The sequence below is a fragment of the Ferruginibacter sp. SUN002 genome (assembly GCF_050611725.1).
Lineage (GTDB): Bacteria > Bacteroidota > Bacteroidia > Chitinophagales > Chitinophagaceae > Ferruginibacter.
In genome coordinates this window covers 1,469,463-1,492,917 of the sequence record NZ_JBODJB010000001.1, presented here as the reverse complement: position 1 = coordinate 1,492,917, position 23,455 = coordinate 1,469,463, and the positions used below count along the sequence as shown (strand labels likewise).

Here is a 23,455-nt window from a genome sequence, read left to right as displayed (position 1 = left end):
AAATTACTACAATTATCAGGGATATCTTACTCCGGACCAACAAACTTTACCGGAATGGTAACATAAGTAGAAACATTTGTACCCCTCAGGTTTCCGGGAGTCCACTGTGGCATTTTTTTCACAACCCGTAGTACTTCATCATCGAATGAATTACCCCCACTTTCAATGATACTAAGTTCTTTTAACTTTCCGTCAAATCCTACTACAAATCTTACTTTTACAGGAACTTCTTCTCCGCTTTCCATCTCACTTGGATTCACAAGATTTTTTCTTAGAAACTCTCTCAAAGCGCTCATCCCTCCAGGAAAAATAGCCGGGTTATCAGGATTTTCTGTTGGAATATTAACATCGATCTTTTCTTCTATTTTTTTATTTGAACTGCTGTTTTCAACAGAATCAATATTTTGCCCTACCAACCCTCCCTTGTTTGATTTATCATCAATGTTTTTGTTGCCGATATTCGAATTGGCAAGATCCTCGGGGAGTTTATCTGTTTTCTTATTATCCTTTACTATCTCGAACTTATCAGTAAATTTTTCCTGTTTCACTACCACAGAAGCCTTCTTCTCTTTTTTGGGAGGCTCTTTATGCAATGGCTCGGCATCTGCAGCAATACTGCCGAGTTTCGTTGTAATTTTGTCAGCATAGGTTGCTTTTGCTGCACGTTCATTTGAAATAAACCCGAATAATGATAAAGCAATAGCAGTACTAAACATTATTAGCAACGAATATTTAATTCGATTAGGATAAAATTTTCGCAAGATGTAGGCTCCATAGGTTTTGTTTCTGTCTTCAAAAAGGATGTCAAGCACATCACTTTTCAGAATTAATTCACTTTTCATTGTGGTTGGTTTTGAGTTAAAGAATAAAATTCAAAACCGGCGCCGTTTGTAATGAGATGCAGGGCTCACGGAAATCCATAATATACTATTAAATAATATTTGAAATTGAACGAACCATATCTTTGCAACATGAAGATTTTAATGGTTTGTCTTGGTAATATTTGTCGTAGTCCTTTAGCCGAAGGAATATTACAGAAAAAAGCTGCAGATGCAGGATTAGACTGGATAATAGACAGTGCCGGAACGAATGGTTATCATAACGGGGAACATCCGCATCCGCTATCACAAAAAGTAGCCATGCAACATGGCATTAATATCACCAAACAAATATCAAGATCATTTGTGAAGGAAGATTTTGACAGATTTGATAAAATATATGCAATGGCGAGTGATGTGTTGGAAGACATTAGATATATTGCAAAAGAAAAATTTGATGACGAAAAAGCACTTTTATTGTTAGATGAAGTATTTCCGGGTCAACGCAAAGAAGTTCCTGACCCATGGAGTAAGCCGGAAACTGAATATCATAAAGTGTTCGATCTGCTCAACAAAACCTGTGATCAGATCATAAATAAATTCAAAAAACAACCTGTTTAAACCCTACAAAAAAGAATGAATAAGCCAGGCATTCCACAAGGCACCAGAGATTTTAATGCGAACACCATTCGTAAACGTAATTTTATTCTTACAACTATAAAAAATGTATTTGAAAAATATGCTTTTGAGCCTTTAGAAACACCAGCAATGGAAAACCTTGATACTTTAATGGGGAAATATGGCGAAGAGGGAGATAGACTTATATTTAAAGTTTTAAACAACGGCCTTAACGACCCGAAGAATATTGATAAAGCTAAACTCGGATTTGAAAAGCTACTGGAAGGAAAAACAACCAATGAGTTAACCGAAAGAGCTTTAAAATATGATCTTACAATCCCTTTTGCAAGATATGTGGCTATGAATATCGGAAAGCTAACGTTTCCGTATAAACGCTATCAAATACAACCTGTTTGGCGGGCAGACAGGCCTCAAAAAGGCCGTTACCGTGAATTTACTCAATGCGATGCAGATGTGGTAGGCAGCCACTCTTTGATCATTGAAGCTGAACTGGCCAATATCTATCATGAAGCTTTTACAACTTTAGGCCTATATGATTATAGTCTGAAAATAAACAGCAGAAAAATGCTAACCGCTCTGGCGCATATCTGCGGCTCGCCACATGGCCTCATTGATATCACAACCGCCATTGATAAATTAGATAAAATAGGCATCCAAAAAGTAAAAATAGAATTATCTGAAAGAGGGTTATCTGAAAAACAAATTGATATCATTGAACAATATTTGAATATTACTGGTACAAATGAAGAAAAAATAGCACAAGCCATTGCCTTGTTTGCCGATAATGCCGAAGCCAACAGGGGGCTAGAGGAAATAACTAATGTTATAAAAAAAGCTTCGTCAGCAAACCTTGTAGTAGACTTTTCATTAGCCAGAGGATTAAATTATTATACAGGTATTATTTTTGAGGTTAAAGCCCCCTCAGAAGTAAGCATTGGCAGTATTGGCGGTGGAGGAAGATATGATGACCTCACAAGCCTTTTTGGGGTGAAGGAAAGTGTTCCGGGAGTAGGTATCAGTTTTGGTATAGATAGGATCTATGATGTATTAGAAGAACTAAATCTCTTTCCTGAAAATATCGGAAATACTGTTAAAGCTATATTCTTTAATATGGGTGAAACCGAAAGTATTTTTGCCTATAATGTGATGCAAAACATTAGAAACAAAGGCGTTGCTTGCGAATTATTTTATGAATCTGCCAAGATCACTAAACAATTCAGCTATGCAGAGAAAAAAAATATTCAATACGCCATTATTATCGGCAGCAAAGAGATAGAACAAAATTATTGCCAAGTAAAAAATCTCTCCACCGGCATACAGGAATTGGTCATTTTAGACAATTTGTATGACTATTTAAATAGCAACTAAAGCCAATCCCTTCGTATCTTTGCAGCTATATGATCACAGCTACAAAACCGAACATTCGTAATTTTTCTCTTCCCGAACTGAAAGAGTATTTTGAAAAAATGGGAGACAAAAAATTCCGTGCCATTCAAGTATATGAATGGCTATGGAAGATGAATGTGCAGAGCTTTGACGAAATGACCAATTTATCAAAAGAGTTGCGTCAAAAATTGACTGAAAATTTTCATTTAACTCCTCTAAAAGTAAATGCAACCCAATTCAGCAGTGATGGAACGATCAAATCGAGATTTGAAACTATTGATGGCCATATGATCGAAGGCGTTTTAATTCCTACTGAAAAAAGAAATACGGCTTGTATATCATCGCAGATCGGATGCAGTCTCACCTGTAAATTTTGCGCCACCGGCAAAATGGATCGTAAACGTAATCTGGATTTTGATGAAATATACAATCAAGTAGCCCTTATCAATAAACAATCGGAAAAAAGTTTCGATAAAAAACTATCCAATATTGTTTTTATGGGTATGGGGGAGCCGTTACTAAATTATAAAAACGTACTAAAGGCAATTGAAAGAATTACTGCAGTTGACGGATTTGGTATGAGCCCGAAAAGAATTACCGTTTCTACAGCAGGAGTCGCAAAAATGATCCGTCAATTGGGTGATGATGGCGTACGATTTAATTTAGCGCTTTCGTTACATGCCGCCAATGATAAAAAAAGAAATGAGATCATGCCCATCAATGAATCAAACAACATTGAGGAATTAGTAAGTGCATTGAATTATTTCTACGAAAAAACAAAGAACGATATTACCCTCGAATACATTTTATTAAAGGGTGTAAATGATACAATAGAAGATGCAGATGACCTGATAAAGATCTACCGTAAGGTACCTACACATCTTGTAAATGTGATCGAATACAACTCTATTGAAGGCGAACTTTTTGTAAAACCAGATGAAGATACCACACAACATTTTACCGATCACCTTGCTAAAAACAGGGTGAATGTAAGAGTAAGACGTAGCCGTGGCAAAGATATTGATGCAGCCTGCGGACAACTTGCCAACAAAGGAAAATAATCTCCTATCCTATTAACATTTTTTTAAAGTCCTCTGTTAAACCTTTGGACTAATGCTCCGTCTATTATTTCGTACAAAATTTAAATACGATGAAAAAAATACTTTTAAGCTTATTAGCAGTTGTAACTTTTGTAGTTGCTGCTAACGCACAGAAGCAAGGATGTGACAAAAAGATGAAAGGCGGTCATAAACAACATGCCATGCATAATAATAAAGGCATGATGAAAGACCTGAACCTTACAGATGCCCAGAAACAACAGATGAAAGCCAACAAAGAAGCGATGAAAGCTAAAAAAATGGAACTTTCAAAAAATGAAAATCTGACTGTTAAAGAATACAGAGACAAAAAAGAAGCACTTAAGAAAGAAGAAAAAGCACAGATGATGAATTTGCTTACTGCTGATCAAAAAGCCAAGATGGAGCAGATGAAAAAGGATAAAAAAGCAGAACACGATAAAAAAGCAGCTGCAAAATTAGAAAAAATGAAAACTGATCTGGCATTAACTGATGATCAAGTTGCAAAGATCAAAGCAGATAAAGCCGCTTTTCATGCAAAAAAACAAGCAATTAAAGACAATGACAATCTTACACGTAGCGAAAGAAAGCAACAATTAGATGCGTTGAAAGCACAAAATAAAGACAGCATTAAAAAACACCTTACAGCCGATCAGATCAAAAAAATGGAAGCATCAAAAAAGAAAAAAAGCGATAAAAAAGCAGCATAGGTTTATATTTAGAGTTATATGATGATAAAAAGTGAATCCCCTCGGGTTCACTTTTTTAATTTACCTTTACAACTCACTACTGTTGGAAAAACAGCAAACTACTACAATTATGAGCCAGTCCTCGAATAATTTTCAAAAATTTATTAACGCCAAAAAGAATAGCGTAATAAAGGAAGAATACAGGCAATCAAAAAAGAAAGCAAAAAAAGAAAAAGCAGAAGCTATCAATAAGCGATTTGAAGAAAAGAGAAAATTGAAAGCCGAAGCGGTGAGTTATAAAACAACGCATACCAAAACTGGTGCAACTAAACCTGAACAAAAGAGTAAAGTTGAATCAGTTGAAAAGAAAACACAAGCTACAGGGGCAAAATTTAATGAAATGCCGCTTAATAAATTTCTGGCGCATTGTGGGGTATGTAGCAGAAGAGATGCTGTTGCTATTATCAAAGACGGCAAAGTAAAAGTAAACAACAAGATCATTCTTGAGCCCGCTTTTAAAGTAAACGAAAAGGATGATATTCTTTTTAACGGAAAGAAATTATTCGTTACCAAAAACCTGGTTTACATTCTATTAAACAAACCGAAAGATTATATCACAACTACCGATGATCCTCAAGGTAGAAAAACAGTTTTACAGCTTACCAAGAATGCAACAACAGAAAGGATATACCCTGTTGGCAGATTAGATAGAAACACATCTGGCGTATTATTATTAACGAATGATGGAGATCTTACACAAAAATTATCTCACCCGAGTTACAACATCACAAAAGTGTATGAAGCTAAGTTAGACAAAGCCTTAACCAAGGCTGATTTCGACAAAATATTAAGCGGCCTTCAATTAGAAGACGGAGAAATAAAAGCCGATTCATTGGGTTATGTAGATTCAAAAGATAAGTCTGTTATAGGCATTGAAATACATAGTGGTCGCAACAGAATTGTACGCCGCATTTTTGAACATTTAGGTTACGATGTGAAAGGATTGGACAGAGTGATGTATGCTACACTTACCAAAAAAAATGTTGAAAGAGGTAAATGGCGTCATCTAAGCGAAAAAGAAGTGAGGCTTTTAAAATACCTGAATGCGGCACAGAAAAAGATATCACCAAAAGATAAAAAAGCTCCTGAATCTAAAAAATGATAGAAGATTTTAACGATCAGAAAAATGTCGGTCGTCCTGTAAAATATATCATTGATATTATTTTCGAGAACGATTTTTTTCTTGCAGTAAACAAGCCTGCAGGAATGCTGTCCATTCCCGATAGAGAACAATCACAGCCCTCTCTAAAAGATAAGCTAATAGAAAAATATGGTAGCATATTTACTATTCACAGACTAGATAGAGAAACCAGTGGCATTATCTTATTTGCAAAAGATGAAGCAACGCATAAATATTTTTCTAAAAAATTTGAAGAAAGAGATGTAGAGAAATATTACATGGGTTTGGTGCATGGTTCACCGGCAAATAAATCGGGTACCATTGATGCCGGTATTATGGAGAATCCTGTTTTTAAAGGTCAGATGGTCATTAATAAAAAAGGTAAGCCTTCTGTAACAGATTATGAAGTGGTTGAAGATTTTGGCAAATACAGTTTAGTAAAATTCAAATTACATACAGGACGTACGCATCAGATCAGAGTACACTCAAAAAATATCGGCCATCCTATTGCCTGCGACCCATTATATGGCGATGGCAAACCAATCTTACTTTCTTCTTTTAAAAAGAAATTCAAACTGAGTAAGCATGATGAAGAAGAAAGACCCATTGTAAACAGAGTTGCGTTACACTCCTATCAATTAAAATTTAAAGATGAGCAGGGTAATGCTCACGACCTAACTGCAGAGTTACCAAAAGATATTAGAGCATTGATGCAGCAGTTGAAGAAGAATAAAATTTAATTTTCATTTATTCTCATCGCTTAAGTACACATTAAAAAATATTTTTTTTCAAATAAAAAATATTACTACATTACATACAGATTGAAATTCTCTTCTCAATCTTCTTTCCCACCTTATTCAATTAAAATTCCGAAAAAGTGTTTCATACTAACACATGAAAACTCGTATGCGCCGAACATCCAATCCATGGCGTTAGACAGGTGAGGAATAATTTTTAAATCCAGAATTATGATTAAAAGTAAAGTCATTCTTATTTACAAATGGCAATTACTTATCCTATCATCCATCATTCTCCTTTTTAATTCATGTAAAAAGACTGAATTAGTCTCTCCTTCTTTACCGGAAGGTGTTGAAAGCGATTTTTTTAATGAAAGTTCTAATGCCGGTGGTCTCGTCAAGCGATTAGCTGACCATTTAAAGGAACACAATGCCAGCAGGCATTTTGTTAAAGATATAGCCAATCAAGAAGGTATACCGGTTTGGAATAAAACATTATCTGAAACAAAAAATAACACCACGGTTGTTTTATTACCGCTAGTACTAAAAGATAAAAAATATGTGAACTCTTTTATTCTTTTCAAAATAAAGGACGAACAGATTACATCACAGTTAGTACAAGGCGGCAATTACGATAAGTACACTTATGCGGCGGATCTAATTGCTATTAAATTCATGGAATTAAATACAGCCGTGTTCGGAGCAACTGATTTTGTAGCAACTAACAAAAATGTATTCAATATTGGATCAGTTGAAACAAAGCTAGGTAAAGGGCCATTAGAGATAAGGTTAACAACACATGATGTTACTACAAGTGCAAGGCCGCAAATAGAAAATACCCTATCTGCTTCACAACAGCTTACTACAACCGGAATTACCACCACTGGTACCTCAGCAATAGTTTTAAAAAAATGTACAGGTGTGGTGTATATGCAAAGTGGTACGGTAGTTTCTACATCCGGGGATTTAAGTTGTGGGCCTACAATAATTGATAACTCTCCAGGTACACCAATTACCCCAATACCAACAACACCAACTACTCCGACAACTCCGACAGGAGGAGGTGGTGGATGTAAATGTTTACCAGCTAATCCAACATTGCCTCCAGTAAAGCCTGTAATATTTATTACATCTACAGACGCGGAACCGGATTTTACAATTAGTGATTATGATCCAGATATATACTGGTGGAACGATAATACAACGACTTTTCCACCTCAGGCTTTACCAAAATGGTTAGATGTTTTTAATAATTATCCAAAAGACCCCATCACTGGTTGTGACATGCCGGCTCCTGATGTTTACAAATTAGTTGGCGGAAGCCTTTTAACCGCATATAATAGCAACCCTATAAAGTATGCTAATGCCTGCGCTTTAAGAGTTTCAAGAGCATTAAATTACTCTGGAGTAACTATTCCATTTATCAGCGGTCAAACATCAAAAGGTGCGGATGGGAAATATTATTTTATAAGTTCTGCAAAGTTATTTAATTGGATGACGAAAACTTTTGGCCCAGCTACAATATCGGTTAGTAAATCACAAGGAGGAACAAATGGAGCAAATTTTAATTCATACCTTACCGGTAAAAAAGGAATATACATGATGCAGGCTTCATGGCCATCCAAATTTGGAGCTTTAGGACATGGTACATTATATGATGGTGCTCACTGTATAAAATCTTCAGATTGTTCGCATTATAGCGACTATTTTGATGCGGAGGGTGGAGTCGAGAAAATTGTACTCTGGAAATTAAATTAATATAATATGAAGAAAGTAATAAAAACATTGACCTTATTGGTTCTAATTAATAATTGTACTTATTGTCAAATAAAAAATACAATTACTGATTCTTTTACTATTGACACAATAAAAGATTATAGAATTAAACTTGACGGCAGCTGTTCTTTTTACAGCTATGATAGTATTCCAGAAAATCAACTTGAAAGAATATTTGTTATTAGCTCAAAGAAAGTTGCATTTTTTGCACTGAAAGATCAACATGATTATATCTATTTAAAGCAAATGCAAGTCAAAATACTAAAAAATGGAGACCGACAGAAAATTTTCTCCGGTCATGGATTTAAAGCGATTTTAGTTACTCGAAAAACAGAAAAAAGCAATAACTGCAGATTAAATTGCACTAGAGGCGAATTGAAAATTGCAAGAAAAAAATACAAAATAAAAATTCCTGTTCGTGGCATAGAGGATAATTAAATTGGCAACTATGAAAGCAATGTTATTAGCATTATTATCAGTTGTTCCTAATTTATTTTGCAATGCTCAAAATCAAGGAGAGCTATTGTCAGATATGGTTTCAAAAATTTGTATCGGCCTGATACCAAAAGATACAAATCATATTACAACTCCAGATGAATTCACTAAGGATTACGCCTCATTTTCATTTAGAGATTGTTTGACAATTGATAGCTCAAATAATTTATTGAATGACATGGAAACAACTCCTGGCTTTTCATTAAATGAGATTGGCGGCTACTATGGAGTACTCGTTTTGAAAAATGGGATGAAGATACCCATTACTGTTAGTTCATCTCCTTGCTTTTTTACTTTAGATAAAAATAATCTTTACTTATTAAATGAGAAGAAACACCAAGAATGGATAAAATTTGTATCACAGAGTATGGAGTCTTCGAAATTTAAAATTTCGCTGGGAAAACTATCTGATATAGTTTCTGAAATATGTGTAGGAATAAATAAAACTGATACAACAAATGATATATTATCAGAAGAAGATTTTGTTAAGCGATATACCGAATTTTCATTTAGAAATTGCTATAAAATTGCTGAGGATGCTGATGATGAGAATGTTTTTAGTGACGTCGGAATAAAGCACCAAATGATATTATGGAAGGGACATAAATTTGGAATACTGATTTTAAAAGGTGGAACAAAGGTTCCGATAAAAATTAGTCACTACGGAGGCTTTTTTAGCATTTTAACTAGAGAGGGAGATACTCATCATATCAGTGAAAAAAAGCTTACTGAATGGGAAAATATTGTGAATGAATGAACCATATAGTCACACACGTCTAATATACTTACGTTAGAAAAAGAGATGCCACCGACGCAAAATCCAATAAAAATGAAATTATTATGCAATACATATTTTTTATACTATGGATACTAACAATTGGTTTGTCATTTTGCTTTATTTATTTCTGTTACTGTGTAGCAAAAGTTATAAAAGCAAAATGGGGATTATTCTATGCTTTAGTTTTTGTGTTTGGGCTCGTGTTATTTACTACACGTATTAATAATACCTCTGCAAAAGCTGAACCCAATAAATGGAATTTTATTTCTCAGGATAGCATTGCTTTTGGCACAATGTCTGTTCTATTTGTAGATTTAGAAAAGTCAAAATATAAATTAGGCATTCAGTACGGGAAAGAAAAAACGAATAAAACCAATGTTCCTGTACAAGCTTTTTCAGTCACAGAAGGTAGCAGTTATTTTAACCATTGGGTTCCCTTTGCGGTTATGGTCAATCCTACAGATAGTATAAATCAATTTAAGTATTCTGTATATGGACAATTAGAATGGGAAGCGTTTGGTCTGACACTTTATTCTGAACCCAAAAATTATTCAGGAATATTTACCTTGAAATAATGTATTCTTAATTCGTAAAACAAAAATCCTCCGATAATTACCGGAGGATTTTTTATAAGTAGTTAGTTGTAAACTTAGATTCTGAAGTGAGCAAACGCTTTGTTAGCTTCTGCCATACGATGTGTATCTTCTTTCTTTTTGAAAGATGCACCTTCACCTTTACTTGCAGCTACGATCTCATTTGCTAATTTATCAGCCATGCTACGTCCGTTTCTTTCACGACTGTAACGTACCATCCATTTAATGCTTAAAGAGATTTTTCTGTCGGCACGAACCTCAGCAGGAATTTGGAAAGTAGCACCACCAATACGGCGACTACGAACCTCAACACCCGGAGTGATATTAGCCAATGCTTTTTTCCAAACTTCATAACCGTTTTCGTTGGTTATTTTAGTTACTTTATCTAAAGCATCATAAAAAATGATATAAGCTCCACTTTTTTTACCATTCCACATTAAGTTGTTTACAAAACGGGTAACCAATTTGTCGTTAAACTTTGGATCTGGTGCTAAAGGAATCTTCTTCGGTTGTGATTTACGCATTGTTTAATTTTGATTTTAGGCTGATTTTCTTCAAGTATTAAAACTTTACTCAACCGTTTTTTAAAAATTTATGTGCTATTATTTTTTAGCTTTTTTAGTTCCGTATTTACTACGGCTTTGTTTACGATCTTTTACACCAGCAGTATCAAGACTACCACGTACAATATGATAACGTACACCCGGTAAATCTTTTACCCTTCCACCACGGATCAATACGATACTGTGTTCCTGTAAATTGTGTCCTTCACCCGGAATATAGGCAATAACCTCAATTTTATTGGTTAAACGTACTTTAGCAACTTTACGCAAAGCCGAGTTTGGTTTTTTAGGCGTAGTTGTATACACCCTTGTACATACACCACGACGTTGTGGACATGCATCCAAAGCTCTTGATTTGCTTTTTGCTTTAATAATTTCTCTTCCTTTTCTTACTAACTGTTGTATTGTAGGCATTGTAAACCCTTTATTTTTAGGACGGCAAAGGTAGGGAAATAATTAAAAACTAAAAATTAAAAATTAAAAAAAATGCGATTTTCTTAATATTTAACGAAAAACCGCCATAGTAGGCGGTTTCGGGAGTATTTTTGATGTTGAAAACTACACTTTATAAAGCCATCCATGTGTGTCCGGCACATCACCGTTACGGATTCCGTCTAATTTCTTCTTTAATTCCGGTGAAACCGTCCATTTTGCCAGATCGAATTGCATAGAAAACCCTTTGTAAACCAATTCTTTAATAGGTGAAATGGTTGCAGCAGTTCCTGTACCAAATACCTCTTTAAGTGTTCCCGCTTTATAGGCTTCTACGGCTTCTTCAATATTTAAAGGTCTTTCTTCTACTTTCAAACCTGCTTCACGTAACATGGTAATAACACTATCTCTGGTAACTCCGGCCAATGTTGTTCCTTCTTCTAAATCAGGAGTAATGGCTGTATTTCCAATAATAAAAAACACATTCATTGTTCCGCACTCATGTACATATTTGTGTTCATGGGCATCTGTCCATAAAACCTGGTCAAACCCTTGCCTGTTAGCTTCAGTTGCAGCATACAACGATGCAGCATAATTACCTGCACATTTTGCAGAACCTACACCGCCTTTAACTGCTCGTACATAATATTCTTCTACTTTAATCCGCATTGGCGCAGAGTAATACGGACCAGTAGGGCTCAACAAGATCATAAATTTATACGAACTGCTCGGCTTCACCCCCAGTGCCTCCTCTGTACCGATCATAAAAGGACGAATGTATAAAGCATGATCTGCTTTTTGTGGTATCCATTTATTATCGATGCTGATGAGTTTACGCATTCCTTCCATGAAGATCTCTTCTGGAACTTCTGGCATCATCATTCTTTCGGCAGAAATATTGAAACGTTTGAAATTATCTTCCGGACGGAAAATATAAACATTACCATCAGCGAACTTGTACGCTTTAATACCTTCGAAAATTGCCTGACCATAATGTAGCACAGACGATGCAGGAGACATTTGCAACGGTCCATAAGGCATTATTTGAGGGGTCTTCCACTCGCCATCTGCATAATCGACCACCAGCATATGATCAGTGAAATATTTTCCAAACGGAATTTCTTTTACATTGAAATCCTTTAACCTGCTTTCTTTTGTAAGTGTGATATTAAAATCTGCCGCTGCAATCATAATCCTTATTTTTGCTACAAATGTACAAAAAAAACGCAAGGTAAACCTGGCCAAATATGAGTTTAAATGATATAAAATTGGAGCCTGTTTTGGTACAAGAACTTTATAAAAGATCGTTGGTTGATATCAATATCGAAAAAAAGAAAACTGTTTCATCCAAAGCAACATTTTCTTTTTTGGGTAATAACAAAAAAGGAATAGCAATAGTTATTAGCAGTAAAGAAGCCATTCATTTACCTGATGAGGCATTGAATTTTTTGTTAGGAATATTGTCGGCCTGTAAATTAAGTATGGAAGATGTAGCTATTTTAAATGTTGAAAAAAATAAAGAAGTTACTTATCAGTCCATTGCATCGGAATTAAAAGCTAATACGGTATTGCTTTTCGGCGTTACCGCAGCAAGTTTGGAACTGCCGATACAATTTCCTGATTATCAGATACAACGCTATAATAACCAGGTGTATTTATCTGCACCAACACTTAGTGCATTGGAAAAAGATAAAGTTGAAAAGGTTAAACTTTGGAATTGTTTGAAGCAGGTTTTCGGTATTTGAATACTTTTGCATTAATGAATACATTAATATTTGCGACAAATAATCAAAATAAAATTGAAGAAGTAAGAAAAATATTAAACAATCAGTTTAATATTTTATCTTTAAAAGAAGCAGGAATCAACATTGACATTCCTGAGCCGCATGAAACCCTTGAAGCAAACGCTTTAGAAAAATCCTCTACAATTTATCGACTTACAAAAGGCGACTGTTTCAGCGAAGACACTGGCCTGGAGGTATTTGCATTAAATGGAGAGCCAGGAGTAAGAAGTGCAAGGTATGCAGGAGAAAAAGCAAGTAATGAAGACAATATTGAAAAACTATTAAGAAAGATGGTTGATATAGAGGACAGGAAAGCCCGGTTTAGGACAATCATTTCATTGATAATTAATGGGAAAGAGAATCAGTTTGAGGCTACCTGTGAGGGTACAATTTTGAAAGAACGTCGTGGAGGCAAGGGTTTTGGATATGACTCTGTCTTTATGCCCGAAGGAAGCTTTAGATCATTTGCCGAAATGACTATTGAGGAAAAAAACATATACAGTCATCGGAAAAAAGCGATAAAACAACTAATCAGCTTTTTACAAAGTGTATAAATCCATGTGTAAACATTGATGTTATAACGAATTGTTGTAATAATTAAAAAAAATTGAGTAGCACAAGCAACCATATTGTACCGGAAAACGACTTAATAAAGGAATGCATAAAAGGGAACAGAAAAATGCAAGAGTTATTGTATACTCGTTTTGCTCCCAAAATGTATGCTGTGTGCATGCGTTATAGTGGAAATAATGAAGATGCTCAGGATTTATTACAAGAAGGCTTTGTAAAAGTCTTTAGTAATCTTGAAAAATATCGAGGCGATGGTTCTTTTGAGGGCTGGATGCGTCGTATTTTTGTGAATACAGCAATTGAGTATTTCAGAAGAAAAGTTAGGCTTGCCCCTGTAACTGAAAGCCAGGAGAACACCATTGAGGATAAAGAATGGAATGTATTAGAAAATTTTGCTGAAAAAGATATTGTAAAAATCATTCAGCAGATAAGCCCCGGTTACAGGCAAGTGTTTAATATGTATGTAATTGAAGGATATTCGCATAAGGAAATTAGTGAAATATTAGGGATCAGCGAGGGTACTAGTAAATCGCAATTAGCAAGGGCTAAATCGATTTTAAAGAAAGTAATTGAAACAAACTTATTACACAAATAAACAGTATAATGTCTAATAATTGGCAAAATAAAATGTATGACCATGAGGAGACTCCTCCGATAAATGCATGGGAGAATATTGCCAAGCAATTAGATGCAATTGATAAAAACAAACCAGCACTTACCATAACTAAAAAATCAACAGTTATTTATTGGAGAATAGCTGCAGCCGCTTGTATTCTAACAATTATTACAACAACGGCAATATGGTTAAACAATGATACTAAAAAAGCTTCTCCGAACAGTATCGCCAGTGCTCCTTCCATAAATAACTCAACGGAGAATAAAAATACCGAAATCACTACAATACCAACAGATAAGAATATAATTGGAATTCAAAAAGATAATATTGTCAACTCAACCGTTGATACTGATGATATTATTCCTGAATTACAGTACGCAAAAGCTGAAATAGTAAAACCCTTGGCCAGCGACCCAACATTAAATAAAAAAGAAAAGTTAGTGGGTACAACCGGAGAAATTATTAATGATATATCATTGATGAATGCACCCAATAGTTATGTGAGTTTTATAGGACCTAACGGACAAGAAGTAAAAGTATCTTCAAAATTTTCTAACCTATTAGGCTATATGGATGGGAAAGAACCTGAGGCTGAAGAGTATTTAGATAAAGTTGTAAGCGAAAGTAATTTCTGGAGAAGCAAATTTAAAAACTGGAGAAACAAAATGATCAATAACAATATTGCTCCATCCCCTTCAAATTTTATGGATATTGTAGAATTAAGTAAATTGCTCTCAGAAGAATAGATTTTATTTTACCATCAGCATAAAAACCCCACTGGTGTGGGGTTTTATTTTATCCCTACGATCTAATTCTATAATTTTATTTTTAAATAGAATAATGGCAAGAATCAAAATAGTTAGTCCGGAGAAAATTGTTACATCTATAACAATACCTGTACGTATAACCGATATAAATTATGGAAATCATGTAGGGAATGATTCATTTGTATCAATCATTCATGAGGCAAGGGTTTTATGGCTGAAACAAAATAATTTTTCGGAATTGGATGTAGCCGGATCAGCGCTTATTATGAGTGGATTAGCAATTGAATTCAAAAGCGAATCTTTTTACGGAGATATTTTAACCATCGATATTATAGGTGGAGAAATATCTAAAATTGGCTTTGAATTATTTTACAAGATAACAACTCAAAGAAACAGCTCAACCATTTTGGTAGCCAATGCTCAAACCGATATGGTTTGTTTCGATTATAAAAACAAAAAATTAATGCCCGTTCCGGATGCATTAAAAAATATATTGAGTAAGCGATAATTAAAATGAACTTTCTGCACTGACAAGAAATAATTTATTTATTCCATATCTCCCAGCTTGCTTCGGCCTGTAACAACAGCATGTCATAACCGTTCTTAACGGTAGCTCCTGAAGCTTTTCCTTTTTGCAGAAAAAGTGTAACGTCAGGTTTATAAACAAGGTCGTATAAGTAATGTTCCGTAGTTAAAAGCTCGTATGGTAAATCCGGAAAAGTATGTTCATTAGGAGACATGCCTAACGGTGACGTATTAACGATAATAGTATGTGATGTCAAAAGATTGGCATCTATCATAGAATAATCAATAATATTTTTTGCTGTATTCTTTACTCGTGATACAATGAGAAAATCGATTCCCATCTTTCCAAAAACATATTGTACCGCTTTAGAAGCCCCGCCGGTACCGAGTATTAACGCTTTTTGATGAGAAGGTTTTACTAACTCCTTAAAAGATCTTTCAAAACCTGTTATATCTGTGTTGTAAGCAATTAATTTATCGCCTGAAATTTTTATGCTATTGGTTGCACCAATAGCTTTCACTTCATCACTTAATTCAGTTACAAACTGCATTACCTGCTCCTTGTACGGAATGGTTACACTCAATCCTTTTAGATTTGGATTGTTTTTTAGCAACTGAGGAAATTCATTGATTGAAGGAATAGGGAATGCTTCAAATACACAATCGGTGATACCTTCTTTCGCAAACTTTTCGGTGAAGTATTGTTTTGAAAAAGAATGTCCTAAAGGATAACCGATCAGGCCGTAAAGTTTCATTGAAATTATTTATTCAGATAAAGTTCAAACGTATCTCCTCTTAAACCGATACGCATTGCTTCAAGTGCTATGATTTCTGTAGGTGCAATATTTCCTAGGTTTACATTGCAACCGATCAATTCCAAAAAGTATAATTGTTGGGCTTTTTGCGGAGCTTCCCACAAAATTTGCTCCTCAGGTATCTGTGTAAGTATTTCCTGTACCAAGCCCTCTCTAACCTCGCCGCTACCGCGGTAAATACCTACATTTCCGGCTTCTCTTGCCTCAGCAATTACGTATGTTGAGCCTGCACTCAATTCGGCACTCATTAATTCGATCCATTTGTATGGGGGAATGATATGTGCAGCATCCTTACTACCAACTTCGCTGTACACTGTAAAATGCTTAGTAAGCTTTTCAATATAGCCGCACTTTTCAGCATGTGGAATAGAAATTGAACCATCACTCACTTCTACATGCTTTATCCCAAATTCTTTACAAACGCTGATATAATCATCAAACTGATTACGAATTAAAAAGGCTTCAAACAAAGTACCTCCAAAATATACAGGAATATCGTAAGATGCATAGACATCTAATTTTTCTCTAAGATTTGGTGTAACAAATGCAGTACCAAAGCCCAGTTTCACTACATCCACATGTGGAGCACCAATGCTCATAAAATTCTTTGCTTCCTGAATACTCAGGCCCTTATCCATCACCATCGTTATACCATGTACACGTGGTTTTTTTACTCTTTCAGGAATTTGTGTAAGATTGAAATTCATGCTCACTTTTTTTGATAGCTGCAAAGATAAAAGGAATTTGGCAATGTAGAGTATATATGAAAGCGCAACAGACTTCCGAAGTTTTTAAAAACTTTGAAATTTTGTTGCTAGGATTTTTTACTCTGTTTGTATCTGGCAACAACATCAACTACAGATTGATTTTGCAATAAAGCTGGATTCAACTCGATCATCTTTTTTATGAGCTTAGGGTTTTGGGTCATAGCTGATTCTAATTCGATCACGGCTTCTTTGGTTTTTCGCAATGCAAATAAAAAGGCGCTTTTGTAAAAATGAAAGATGAGTTTACCGTTGGTTAACTGAATGGCATGTTCTACATATTCCAATCCCTCTTCAAAACAGTTTACGCTGTATAAGCATTTCAATAACTCTACCCATCCATTACTGTTTTTTGGTTTCGTACGCACAACATTTCCAAAATACTGAATGGCTTCTTCAATTTTACCGATCTGCATATAGCATTGACCGATAGCAAGATTATATTCGGGTTGCATGCGATGAATACGCATAGCAGTTTGCAGGTTTTTTATAGCACTATCCCAAACACCTTCGTTCATGTATGTGCAGGCTATTTTATAATGCAACTGGCTATCATCCTGATTAAGATGGGTTGCTTTTCTGTAATGAAATCTGGCCTGTGCGTAATTTTTTAATTTATCATAACAATGTGCAATCGCTTCGTAGATAACATCTTCAGGTCTTGCTAATTCTAAAACTTTTTGCAACACTTCAATTGCTTCTTTGTATTTTCTTAAACGCAAATAAGCATCTCCCATATTGCGATATGCGTAATCAAATTTCTCATCGATTGCAACTGCATATTGATAAGCATCAATTGCTTTTTCATACAATTTTATCCCTTGATAAGCTGCTGCCAGATTGAACCACGCTAATTCATTAAATGGACTTTCTTCAATTATTTTTTGATGTAAACGAATGCCTTCTTCATTTCTTCCGGTAAAATCTGTCCAGAAACAAATTTTATACAATGCCTCTTCATTACTGGAATCTAACTCCAATACCATCATCAAACAATCAAATACTTTATCGAAATTTTCATAGTCATCATATACATCTGCCAACTCAAATAACAATTCAATTTTTTCTTCACCATCAAAATAATCCAATGCTGTTTCAAGAACTGCAGCTGCTTTTTCCTGCTGATCTAATGCCAAATAAGCATCCGTTTTTAAAATATATAAATTAATATCACTACTATCTAATATTTCTGCTTGTTCTAAAATATTCAATGATTCTCTGTATTGTTTATCAGCAATCAGCAGATCTGCTTTTTTCAATAAAAGTGAGGAAGAATAGGGATATTGCTCTACTGCAAATTCAGCAGCCTCCAATGCATTGAGGAGTTCGTCTTTTTCATCAAAATGATTGATAATCATTTCAAAAGCATCTTCGTCTATAAAGGAGTGATTTCTTCCGGATTTGAGGTTATCGTATTGTTCCAACAATTCTCGTAATTCGTCCCGGTTTTCTCGATTTGGATATTTGCTCATGTGCTAATGGGTTTCTGTAAAGTACACCATTTTAAAGTAAAAGTCAAGAATTTGGCCCAATTTTTGAAAAATAGTTAAGAAAATGTCAAAAATCTTGGTACAAGGTTTGTTGATTTGTAAAAAAAACTGTTATATTTGTAACGTAAATACTGTAAAATGTACAAGTTCGCTAAAAGATTGCTTATTTTGGTCGTTCTCTTTGGGTCCGCTAATGCCGTATTGGCTGATAGAGGATTTGGAAAAAGGAACAAAACTAAGGCCGTAATTAACGTTAATACCAATGGTACTTCGTTAAGGAATGCAATGTCTTATAATCTTAAAACTGGGCTTTCTTACAGAGGTACATTATTATCTTCTAGTAAAAGATTTTCTACTGGTATGATGAATACATCATTGGTTACTTATCAAAAAGGCAATACAACTTATATCATTCCTTATAAAAGTAAAGTAATGATGCCAGATATCAAGCAAGGATATTCAGGAGTTAAATTGATCATTAAAAAATAATCATCTAATTTATATAATAAAAAATCCCGATTTTAAAATCGGGATTTTTTATTAGCCTAATATTTTACTTTTTATTCTGACTTTCTTCATAGGTCATCGTTCTGTACCCCGATTTAGGGAACTCAAACAAATTTGACGATAGCGGACTCATGTCAATTTTAGAAACAGTGTATTTGAATTTTATATCTCCCGATTCATACTCATACTGCAAAGCCAAACCCGGTAGGTTTTTAAATGTTTGATCATATTCTTTATTTGAAACATTGATATCCGGCGTATAATACACAAGAAAACTTGTACCGTCTTTAAGTTGAGCGGTTGCCTTCAAACAATTGTAACCTGCAATGGTAGTTTTTTCATCAGTTATTTTAAACTCCATACCCTCGTATTTCTTATTTTTCGCAACCCAATTCTCCTTTGTAAGTGTTATAAGCAATTTTTGGCCACTGTATTCCTTTAAGATGACAGCGTTACCAGTTTGACTATTGTGAATTGTTGACTCTGTACCCAATGCACTAACCATTGTTGTTCGGCTTAAAGCACCTTTTAAATAAACGGTTGATGTAGCACCGTCCAAGGCATCTGCCATTTGCGGCTCTTTATTATTTGTTTGAATTACAATATTGTATACAATAGTCCCTTCTGACATTACTTTCTGTGCCATTGAAAATTGTGTGCCAAGAAGCATTGCAATGAGAGCTATTATTTTGATCGTTTTCATTTTTTACTGTTTCGTTTGCTAAAGATAATAAAATCTCATGCCAAAATTTGATGGTATGTAATATAAAAGACCTGCAACTTGTCAATATGGTTGCAGGCCTTTTTAATTTAACTTTATTTTTAACAGGTTATTTCTGATTTTTTTTCTTCAGGTCCTGTACTTTTTGATTAGCATCCTGCATTGCCTGTATCCTTTCCTGTAGTTTGCTTTGTTTTACAGGTTTCTTACGGTTTTCTTCAATTTGAGCCAATATCTTATCCGGATTGATGATATACTTCTGAATAACGATCTGCAAAATAAGTGTAATCGTATTTGAAACTGTATAGTACCATGTTAATGCGGCCGGCAACCTATTGAAAACACCTAATAACAACACAGGGAAGATATATGGCATATATTTCATAACAGGGTTTGAATTATCCTGCATACTACTCATACTATAGATAGAAATAAGTAAACTTGTAAGTGTAGCTGTAAGTGTAAATAAACTTACATGATCACCATAGAATGGAATATTAAAAGGTAAATTATAGATTGAATCGTAAGCCGCAAGATCTTTTGCCCACAGAAAATTTTGCCCCCTTAAATCAATGTTTGATTGAAAGAAATAATACAGAGACATAAAGATCGGTATCTGTAATAAAGCCGGTAAACATCCTCCTAAAGGACTTACACCAGCACTTTTCCAAAGCTTCATTTGCTCCATCCCAAAAGCTTGTTTATCATCACCGAATTTCTCTTTCAGTTTATCTATCTCGGGTTTCAATGCCTTCATCTTTGCTCCGCTGACATAACTTTTGTAAAGAATAGGCGATGTAAGCAAACGAATAAAAAGAGTAAGTAATAAAATAACAATACCCAAACTTGCTACATTGGCACGTAAGAAATCGAATACCGGTAATAAAAAATAACGATTGATATATTTTACAAAAGCAAAAACACCCGTACCATAAGGTACAATATTTTCCATTTTGTTATTGTAGGTCTTTAAGATATTGTAATCACTGGGACCATAGTACAATTGCATTGAGACAACGCCACCAGTAATATTTGCCCGGCAAGTAGAAACCGTTTGCGCAAGTATGTGAGTAGCAGTATCAGGACTAGTCCATTTTACTTCTGCAGACTGAAATTTATTTTTATTGACCAATGCAGATATAAAAAACTGTTGCTTTATCGCTAACCAATCAACAGCTTTATCAAATTTCTTATCATCACCTGCAACACCAAGCATATTGTAGTCAAATTTATCCTCCACTAAATGACAAAGATGCGTTTGTTCCTTCTCGTAAGTAATATCTTTTTCAACCTGCGGTGTTTGTGTTTGCCAGTTAATAGTAACTGTATTTTGATCTACCAATTTATCAACCGCATTCATAGCGATTGTAAAATCGAGTAGATACTTATTGGGGTACAATGTATATTTATGCTGCACCTCTCTACCTGAAGAGTCCTTGATACTGTAAATAATCGTTTGACTTTTATCAGCATTTTCTGTTTTGGTAGATATTGCAAAACTCAGATCGTTTGTTTCAGCTACTCCTGATTGATCCCCGGATTTAATTTTATAAGAGATCTTGTTAAAGTCGCCACTTTGTAAGATTAGCGGTTTACCGTCAAATTTTTTAAAGCTCTTTAATTCTACAATTTTAGGTTGGCCACCTTTATTTGTAAAAGATATCTTTACTACTTCGTTTTCAAGAACTGTTAATGCTTCTGGAACACTCACTGCAGGTGGAAAATTTCCTGCTTGCTGAATTTTCTTTGCTGTATCTAACTTCGCTGCTTCAACTCTTGCTAAAGCTGTATCAACTTTTGGCTTAGTTTTAGCGATCGAATCGGCTATTCTTTGAGCTTCTGCTTGTCTTGCCTTATCACCGCGGCTATTAAAATAAAACATCCCCATCATCAGTACACCAATCAGCACAAAACCAATAACCGTATTTCTATCCATTCCCATAATATAAATTTAAGGTGGCAAAGGTATGTAAAGTTTATAGTTGTTGGGGGGTATAGTTATAAAAAATGCTCCCCAATATATTGGGGAGCATTCAAATATATTAATCTGTTCAGATTATTTTTTTGCAGCAGCAGCTGGAGCAGCGGCACCGGCAGCAGCTTTAGGAGCAGCAGCTTCTTCTTGCTTCAACTGACGCGTCATAGTAACCGATGCAATAGGAATACGTGGAGAGTTCATGATTTCCATATTTTCAGCAATAACATCAGATACTCTTACATTACCATTTAATTCCAATGAAGAAATATCCATTTCGATATTTTCACGAAGATATTTTGGTAATAATTTTACTTTAAGACTTTTGATTTTAGTAACCAGTTTACCCCCGGCTTTAACACCTGCAGGAGAACCTACAAATTTAAGCGGTAATGTAACCGTTACTTTTTTATCGTCAACTAATTCTAAAAGGTCAACATGTATCAATTTATCAGATACTTTGTCAAATTGCAAATCTTTCAAAACGCATTTGTAAGATTTACCATCAATTTTAGCTTCAACAACCATAAATTCTGGCGTGTACACTACATTTTTGAAAGCTGTTGCAGGAGCAGCAAAATTGATTTCGGTAGCACCTCCGTAAATTACAGCTGGCACTTTTTCCTCAGAGCGAAGTTGGCGGGTGGCTGCTTTGCCAAAATCGGTCCTGATTTGTCCTTCGATTGTAATCGTTTTCATTATTTAATTTTTTATGAGCGGCGAAGGTACAAAGAAGTTCTGAGTTTTTAGTTCTTAGTTGGAAGTTTTTTAATTTGTTGGACTATTTTTTATTTGCAATCCTACTTCTCAGGAAAAGGCTATTGATACTCTTGTTTTCCAATGCGTTACGTATTGCAATAGCAAATAATTCAGCAGTTGGTACAACTCTTATTTTATTGCTGAGTGGTTTTACAGGAATTGTATCGCAAACCACCAATTCTTCTAAAACACTGCTATCAATATTCTCGTAAGCCTTACCACTCAGTACAGGATGTGTGCAAAACGCTCTTACGCTTCTGGCTCCCTTCTCCCTCAATAAACCGGCACTCTTTGCTAGTGTGCCACCTGTATCACATATATCATCTATCAAAACAATATCTCTATCCGTTACATCACCAATTACAACCATACTGGCTATTTCATTGGCTCTTTTTCTATGTTTATCACATATTACCATTTCACATTCAAAATATGTAGCTATTTCACGTATTCTGTTAGCGCTACCAACGTCCGGGGCAGCAAATGTGAGGTTTTCAAGGTTCAAACTTTCAATATAAGGAATAAAGATTGCCGAAGCATCTAGGTGATCAACAGGAATATCAAAATATCCTTGTATTTGCGGAGCATGCAGATCCATTGTTACAACCCTATCGGCTCCTGCGGCTGTAAGCATATTAGCAACTAATTTTGAGCCGATTGCAACCCTTGGACGGTCTTTTCTATCTTGTCTTGCATAACCATAATATGGAATAACGGCAATTACTTTATAGGCCGATGCTCTTTTTGCTGCATCGATCATTAAAAGGAGTTCCATCAGATTATCCGTAGGGGCAAATGTGCTTTGCACCAAAAAAACAAACTGACCTCGGATACTTTCCTGAAACTCAACGCCAATTTCTCCATCACTGAACCTTTGAATATTAACCTTACCGAGCGGTTCGCCGAATTTTTTAGCAATTGCCTGTGCAAGATATTGTGAGCCGGTGCCTGAGAAAATTTTTGCGTTGTAGTTCATTTTGAATTTTGTTGATGATGGTGG

At 34.9% G+C, this 23,455-nt stretch carries 27 protein-coding genes; 16 read left to right on the top strand and 11 right to left on the bottom strand.

Going from position 1 to position 23,455, the window contains the following annotated elements; genetic code table 11:
- Positions 1–26 precede the first annotated feature (26 nt).
- Positions 27–842 (bottom strand): energy transducer TonB, encoded by an 816-nt coding sequence (locus ACQ33O_RS06570; RefSeq protein ID WP_430994768.1) that lies wholly within the window; start codon positions 840–842, stop codon positions 27–29.
- 129 nt (positions 843–971) lie between these two features.
- On the opposite strand from ACQ33O_RS06570, the gene ACQ33O_RS06565 reads away from it, so the two are divergent.
- The 10 genes from ACQ33O_RS06565 (at position 972) to ACQ33O_RS06520 (ending at position 10,149) form a co-directional block, all read left to right on the top strand.
- Positions 972–1,439, top strand: a complete 468-nt coding sequence (locus ACQ33O_RS06565; protein ID WP_430994767.1) for a low molecular weight protein-tyrosine-phosphatase — start codon at positions 972–974, stop codon at positions 1,437–1,439.
- Between the two features lie 15 nt (positions 1,440–1,454).
- Positions 1,455–2,825, top strand: coding sequence for a histidine--tRNA ligase (hisS, locus tag ACQ33O_RS06560; protein WP_430994766.1), 1,371 nt, complete (start codon positions 1,455–1,457; stop codon positions 2,823–2,825).
- A 29-nt stretch (positions 2,826–2,854) separates the two neighbouring features.
- Positions 2,855–3,904, top strand: a complete 1,050-nt coding sequence (rlmN, locus tag ACQ33O_RS06555; RefSeq protein ID WP_430994765.1) for a 23S rRNA (adenine(2503)-C(2))-methyltransferase RlmN — start codon at positions 2,855–2,857, stop codon at positions 3,902–3,904.
- A gap of 89 nt (positions 3,905–3,993) precedes the next feature.
- A complete protein-coding gene (locus ACQ33O_RS06550) occupies positions 3,994–4,629 on the top strand; it encodes a hypothetical protein (protein ID WP_430994764.1) in 636 nt (211 codons plus the stop codon).
- A gap of 109 nt (positions 4,630–4,738) precedes the next feature.
- Positions 4,739–5,770 (top strand): pseudouridine synthase, encoded by a 1,032-nt coding sequence (locus ACQ33O_RS06545; RefSeq protein ID WP_430994763.1) that lies wholly within the window; start codon positions 4,739–4,741, stop codon positions 5,768–5,770.
- On the top strand, positions 5,767–6,528 hold the full coding sequence (locus tag ACQ33O_RS06540; protein ID WP_430994762.1) for an RluA family pseudouridine synthase: 762 nt from the start codon (positions 5,767–5,769) through the stop codon (positions 6,526–6,528). Before ACQ33O_RS06545 ends, ACQ33O_RS06540 begins: the two co-directional genes overlap by 4 nt.
- 228 nt (positions 6,529–6,756) lie before the next feature.
- Positions 6,757–8,283: a T6SS effector amidase Tae4 family protein gene (locus ACQ33O_RS06535; RefSeq protein WP_430994761.1), complete on the top strand. Its 1,527-nt coding sequence runs from the start codon at positions 6,757–6,759 to the stop codon at positions 8,281–8,283.
- 6 nt (positions 8,284–8,289) lie between these two features.
- A complete protein-coding gene (locus ACQ33O_RS06530) occupies positions 8,290–8,739 on the top strand; it encodes a hypothetical protein (RefSeq protein WP_430994760.1) in 450 nt (149 codons plus the stop codon).
- A 10-nt stretch (positions 8,740–8,749) separates the two neighbouring features.
- Positions 8,750–9,553, top strand: a complete 804-nt coding sequence (locus tag ACQ33O_RS06525) for a hypothetical protein (protein WP_430994759.1) — start codon at positions 8,750–8,752, stop codon at positions 9,551–9,553.
- A gap of 83 nt (positions 9,554–9,636) precedes the next feature.
- Complete coding sequence (locus ACQ33O_RS06520; RefSeq protein ID WP_430994758.1) at positions 9,637–10,149, top strand: hypothetical protein; 513 nt, start codon at positions 9,637–9,639, stop codon at positions 10,147–10,149.
- Positions 10,150–10,223: 74 nt separating this feature from the next.
- Here the strand turns inward: ACQ33O_RS06520 and rpsG are convergent, their stop codons facing one another.
- The 3 genes from rpsG to ACQ33O_RS06505 all read right to left on the bottom strand — a co-directional run bounded on the left by rpsG (position 10,224) and on the right by ACQ33O_RS06505 (position 12,353).
- Complete coding sequence (gene rpsG / locus ACQ33O_RS06515; protein ID WP_430994757.1) at positions 10,224–10,691, bottom strand: 30S ribosomal protein S7; 468 nt, start codon at positions 10,689–10,691, stop codon at positions 10,224–10,226.
- 78 nt (positions 10,692–10,769) lie between these two features.
- Positions 10,770–11,144: a 30S ribosomal protein S12 gene (gene rpsL / locus ACQ33O_RS06510; RefSeq protein WP_255157446.1), complete on the bottom strand. Its 375-nt coding sequence runs from the start codon at positions 11,142–11,144 to the stop codon at positions 10,770–10,772.
- A 144-nt stretch (positions 11,145–11,288) separates the two neighbouring features.
- Positions 11,289–12,353: a branched-chain amino acid aminotransferase gene (locus ACQ33O_RS06505; RefSeq protein WP_430994756.1), complete on the bottom strand. Its 1,065-nt coding sequence runs from the start codon at positions 12,351–12,353 to the stop codon at positions 11,289–11,291.
- A gap of 56 nt (positions 12,354–12,409) precedes the next feature.
- Here ACQ33O_RS06505 and ACQ33O_RS06500 point away from each other — a divergent pair, with 56 nt between their 5' ends.
- From ACQ33O_RS06500 to ACQ33O_RS06480, 5 genes are all read left to right on the top strand, one after another.
- Complete coding sequence (locus ACQ33O_RS06500) at positions 12,410–12,907, top strand: hypothetical protein (protein WP_430994755.1); 498 nt, start codon at positions 12,410–12,412, stop codon at positions 12,905–12,907.
- A 14-nt stretch (positions 12,908–12,921) separates the two neighbouring features.
- The gene (gene rdgB, locus ACQ33O_RS06495; RefSeq protein ID WP_430994754.1) at positions 12,922–13,500 is read left to right on the top strand and encodes an RdgB/HAM1 family non-canonical purine NTP pyrophosphatase; all 579 of its coding nucleotides are present in this window, start codon (positions 12,922–12,924) and stop codon (positions 13,498–13,500) included.
- A 125-nt stretch (positions 13,501–13,625) separates the two neighbouring features.
- Positions 13,626–14,111: an RNA polymerase sigma factor gene (locus ACQ33O_RS06490; RefSeq protein ID WP_430994753.1), complete on the top strand. Its 486-nt coding sequence runs from the start codon at positions 13,626–13,628 to the stop codon at positions 14,109–14,111.
- 8 nt (positions 14,112–14,119) lie between these two features.
- The gene (locus tag ACQ33O_RS06485) at positions 14,120–14,878 is read left to right on the top strand and encodes a hypothetical protein (RefSeq protein ID WP_430994752.1); all 759 of its coding nucleotides are present in this window, start codon (positions 14,120–14,122) and stop codon (positions 14,876–14,878) included.
- A 94-nt stretch (positions 14,879–14,972) separates the two neighbouring features.
- A complete protein-coding gene (locus ACQ33O_RS06480; RefSeq protein WP_430994751.1) occupies positions 14,973–15,407 on the top strand; it encodes an acyl-CoA thioesterase in 435 nt (144 codons plus the stop codon).
- Positions 15,408–15,441: 34 nt separating this feature from the next.
- On the opposite strand, the gene ACQ33O_RS06475 is transcribed toward ACQ33O_RS06480, so the two are convergent.
- The 3 genes from ACQ33O_RS06475 to ACQ33O_RS06465 form a co-directional block, all read right to left on the bottom strand.
- Positions 15,442–16,179: a shikimate dehydrogenase family protein gene (locus ACQ33O_RS06475; protein WP_430994750.1), complete on the bottom strand. Its 738-nt coding sequence runs from the start codon at positions 16,177–16,179 to the stop codon at positions 15,442–15,444.
- Between the two features lie 5 nt (positions 16,180–16,184).
- Positions 16,185–16,946: a phosphosulfolactate synthase gene (locus tag ACQ33O_RS06470; RefSeq protein WP_430994749.1), complete on the bottom strand. Its 762-nt coding sequence runs from the start codon at positions 16,944–16,946 to the stop codon at positions 16,185–16,187.
- 107 nt (positions 16,947–17,053) lie between these two features.
- Positions 17,054–18,475, bottom strand: a complete 1,422-nt coding sequence (locus ACQ33O_RS06465) for a tetratricopeptide repeat protein (RefSeq protein WP_430994748.1) — start codon at positions 18,473–18,475, stop codon at positions 17,054–17,056.
- A gap of 156 nt (positions 18,476–18,631) precedes the next feature.
- Between ACQ33O_RS06465 and ACQ33O_RS06460 the strand changes: the two genes are divergently transcribed.
- Entirely contained in the window at positions 18,632–18,982 is a 351-nt protein-coding gene (locus ACQ33O_RS06460) for a hypothetical protein (RefSeq protein ID WP_430994747.1), read from the top strand.
- Positions 18,983–19,046: 64 nt separating this feature from the next.
- Here ACQ33O_RS06460 and ACQ33O_RS06455 read toward each other — a convergent pair whose 3' ends face one another.
- From ACQ33O_RS06455 to ACQ33O_RS06440, 4 genes are all read right to left on the bottom strand, one after another.
- A complete protein-coding gene (locus ACQ33O_RS06455; protein ID WP_430994746.1) occupies positions 19,047–19,703 on the bottom strand; it encodes a hypothetical protein in 657 nt (218 codons plus the stop codon).
- Between the two features lie 127 nt (positions 19,704–19,830).
- Positions 19,831–21,663 (bottom strand): membrane protein insertase YidC, encoded by a 1,833-nt coding sequence (gene yidC / locus ACQ33O_RS06450; RefSeq protein WP_430994745.1) that lies wholly within the window; start codon positions 21,661–21,663, stop codon positions 19,831–19,833.
- 114 nt (positions 21,664–21,777) lie between these two features.
- Positions 21,778–22,395, bottom strand: coding sequence for a 50S ribosomal protein L25 (locus ACQ33O_RS06445; RefSeq protein ID WP_430994744.1), 618 nt, complete (start codon positions 22,393–22,395; stop codon positions 21,778–21,780).
- An 82-nt stretch (positions 22,396–22,477) separates the two neighbouring features.
- Complete coding sequence (locus ACQ33O_RS06440; protein WP_430994743.1) at positions 22,478–23,431, bottom strand: ribose-phosphate pyrophosphokinase; 954 nt, start codon at positions 23,429–23,431, stop codon at positions 22,478–22,480.
- Positions 23,432–23,455: the final 24 nt, after the last annotated feature.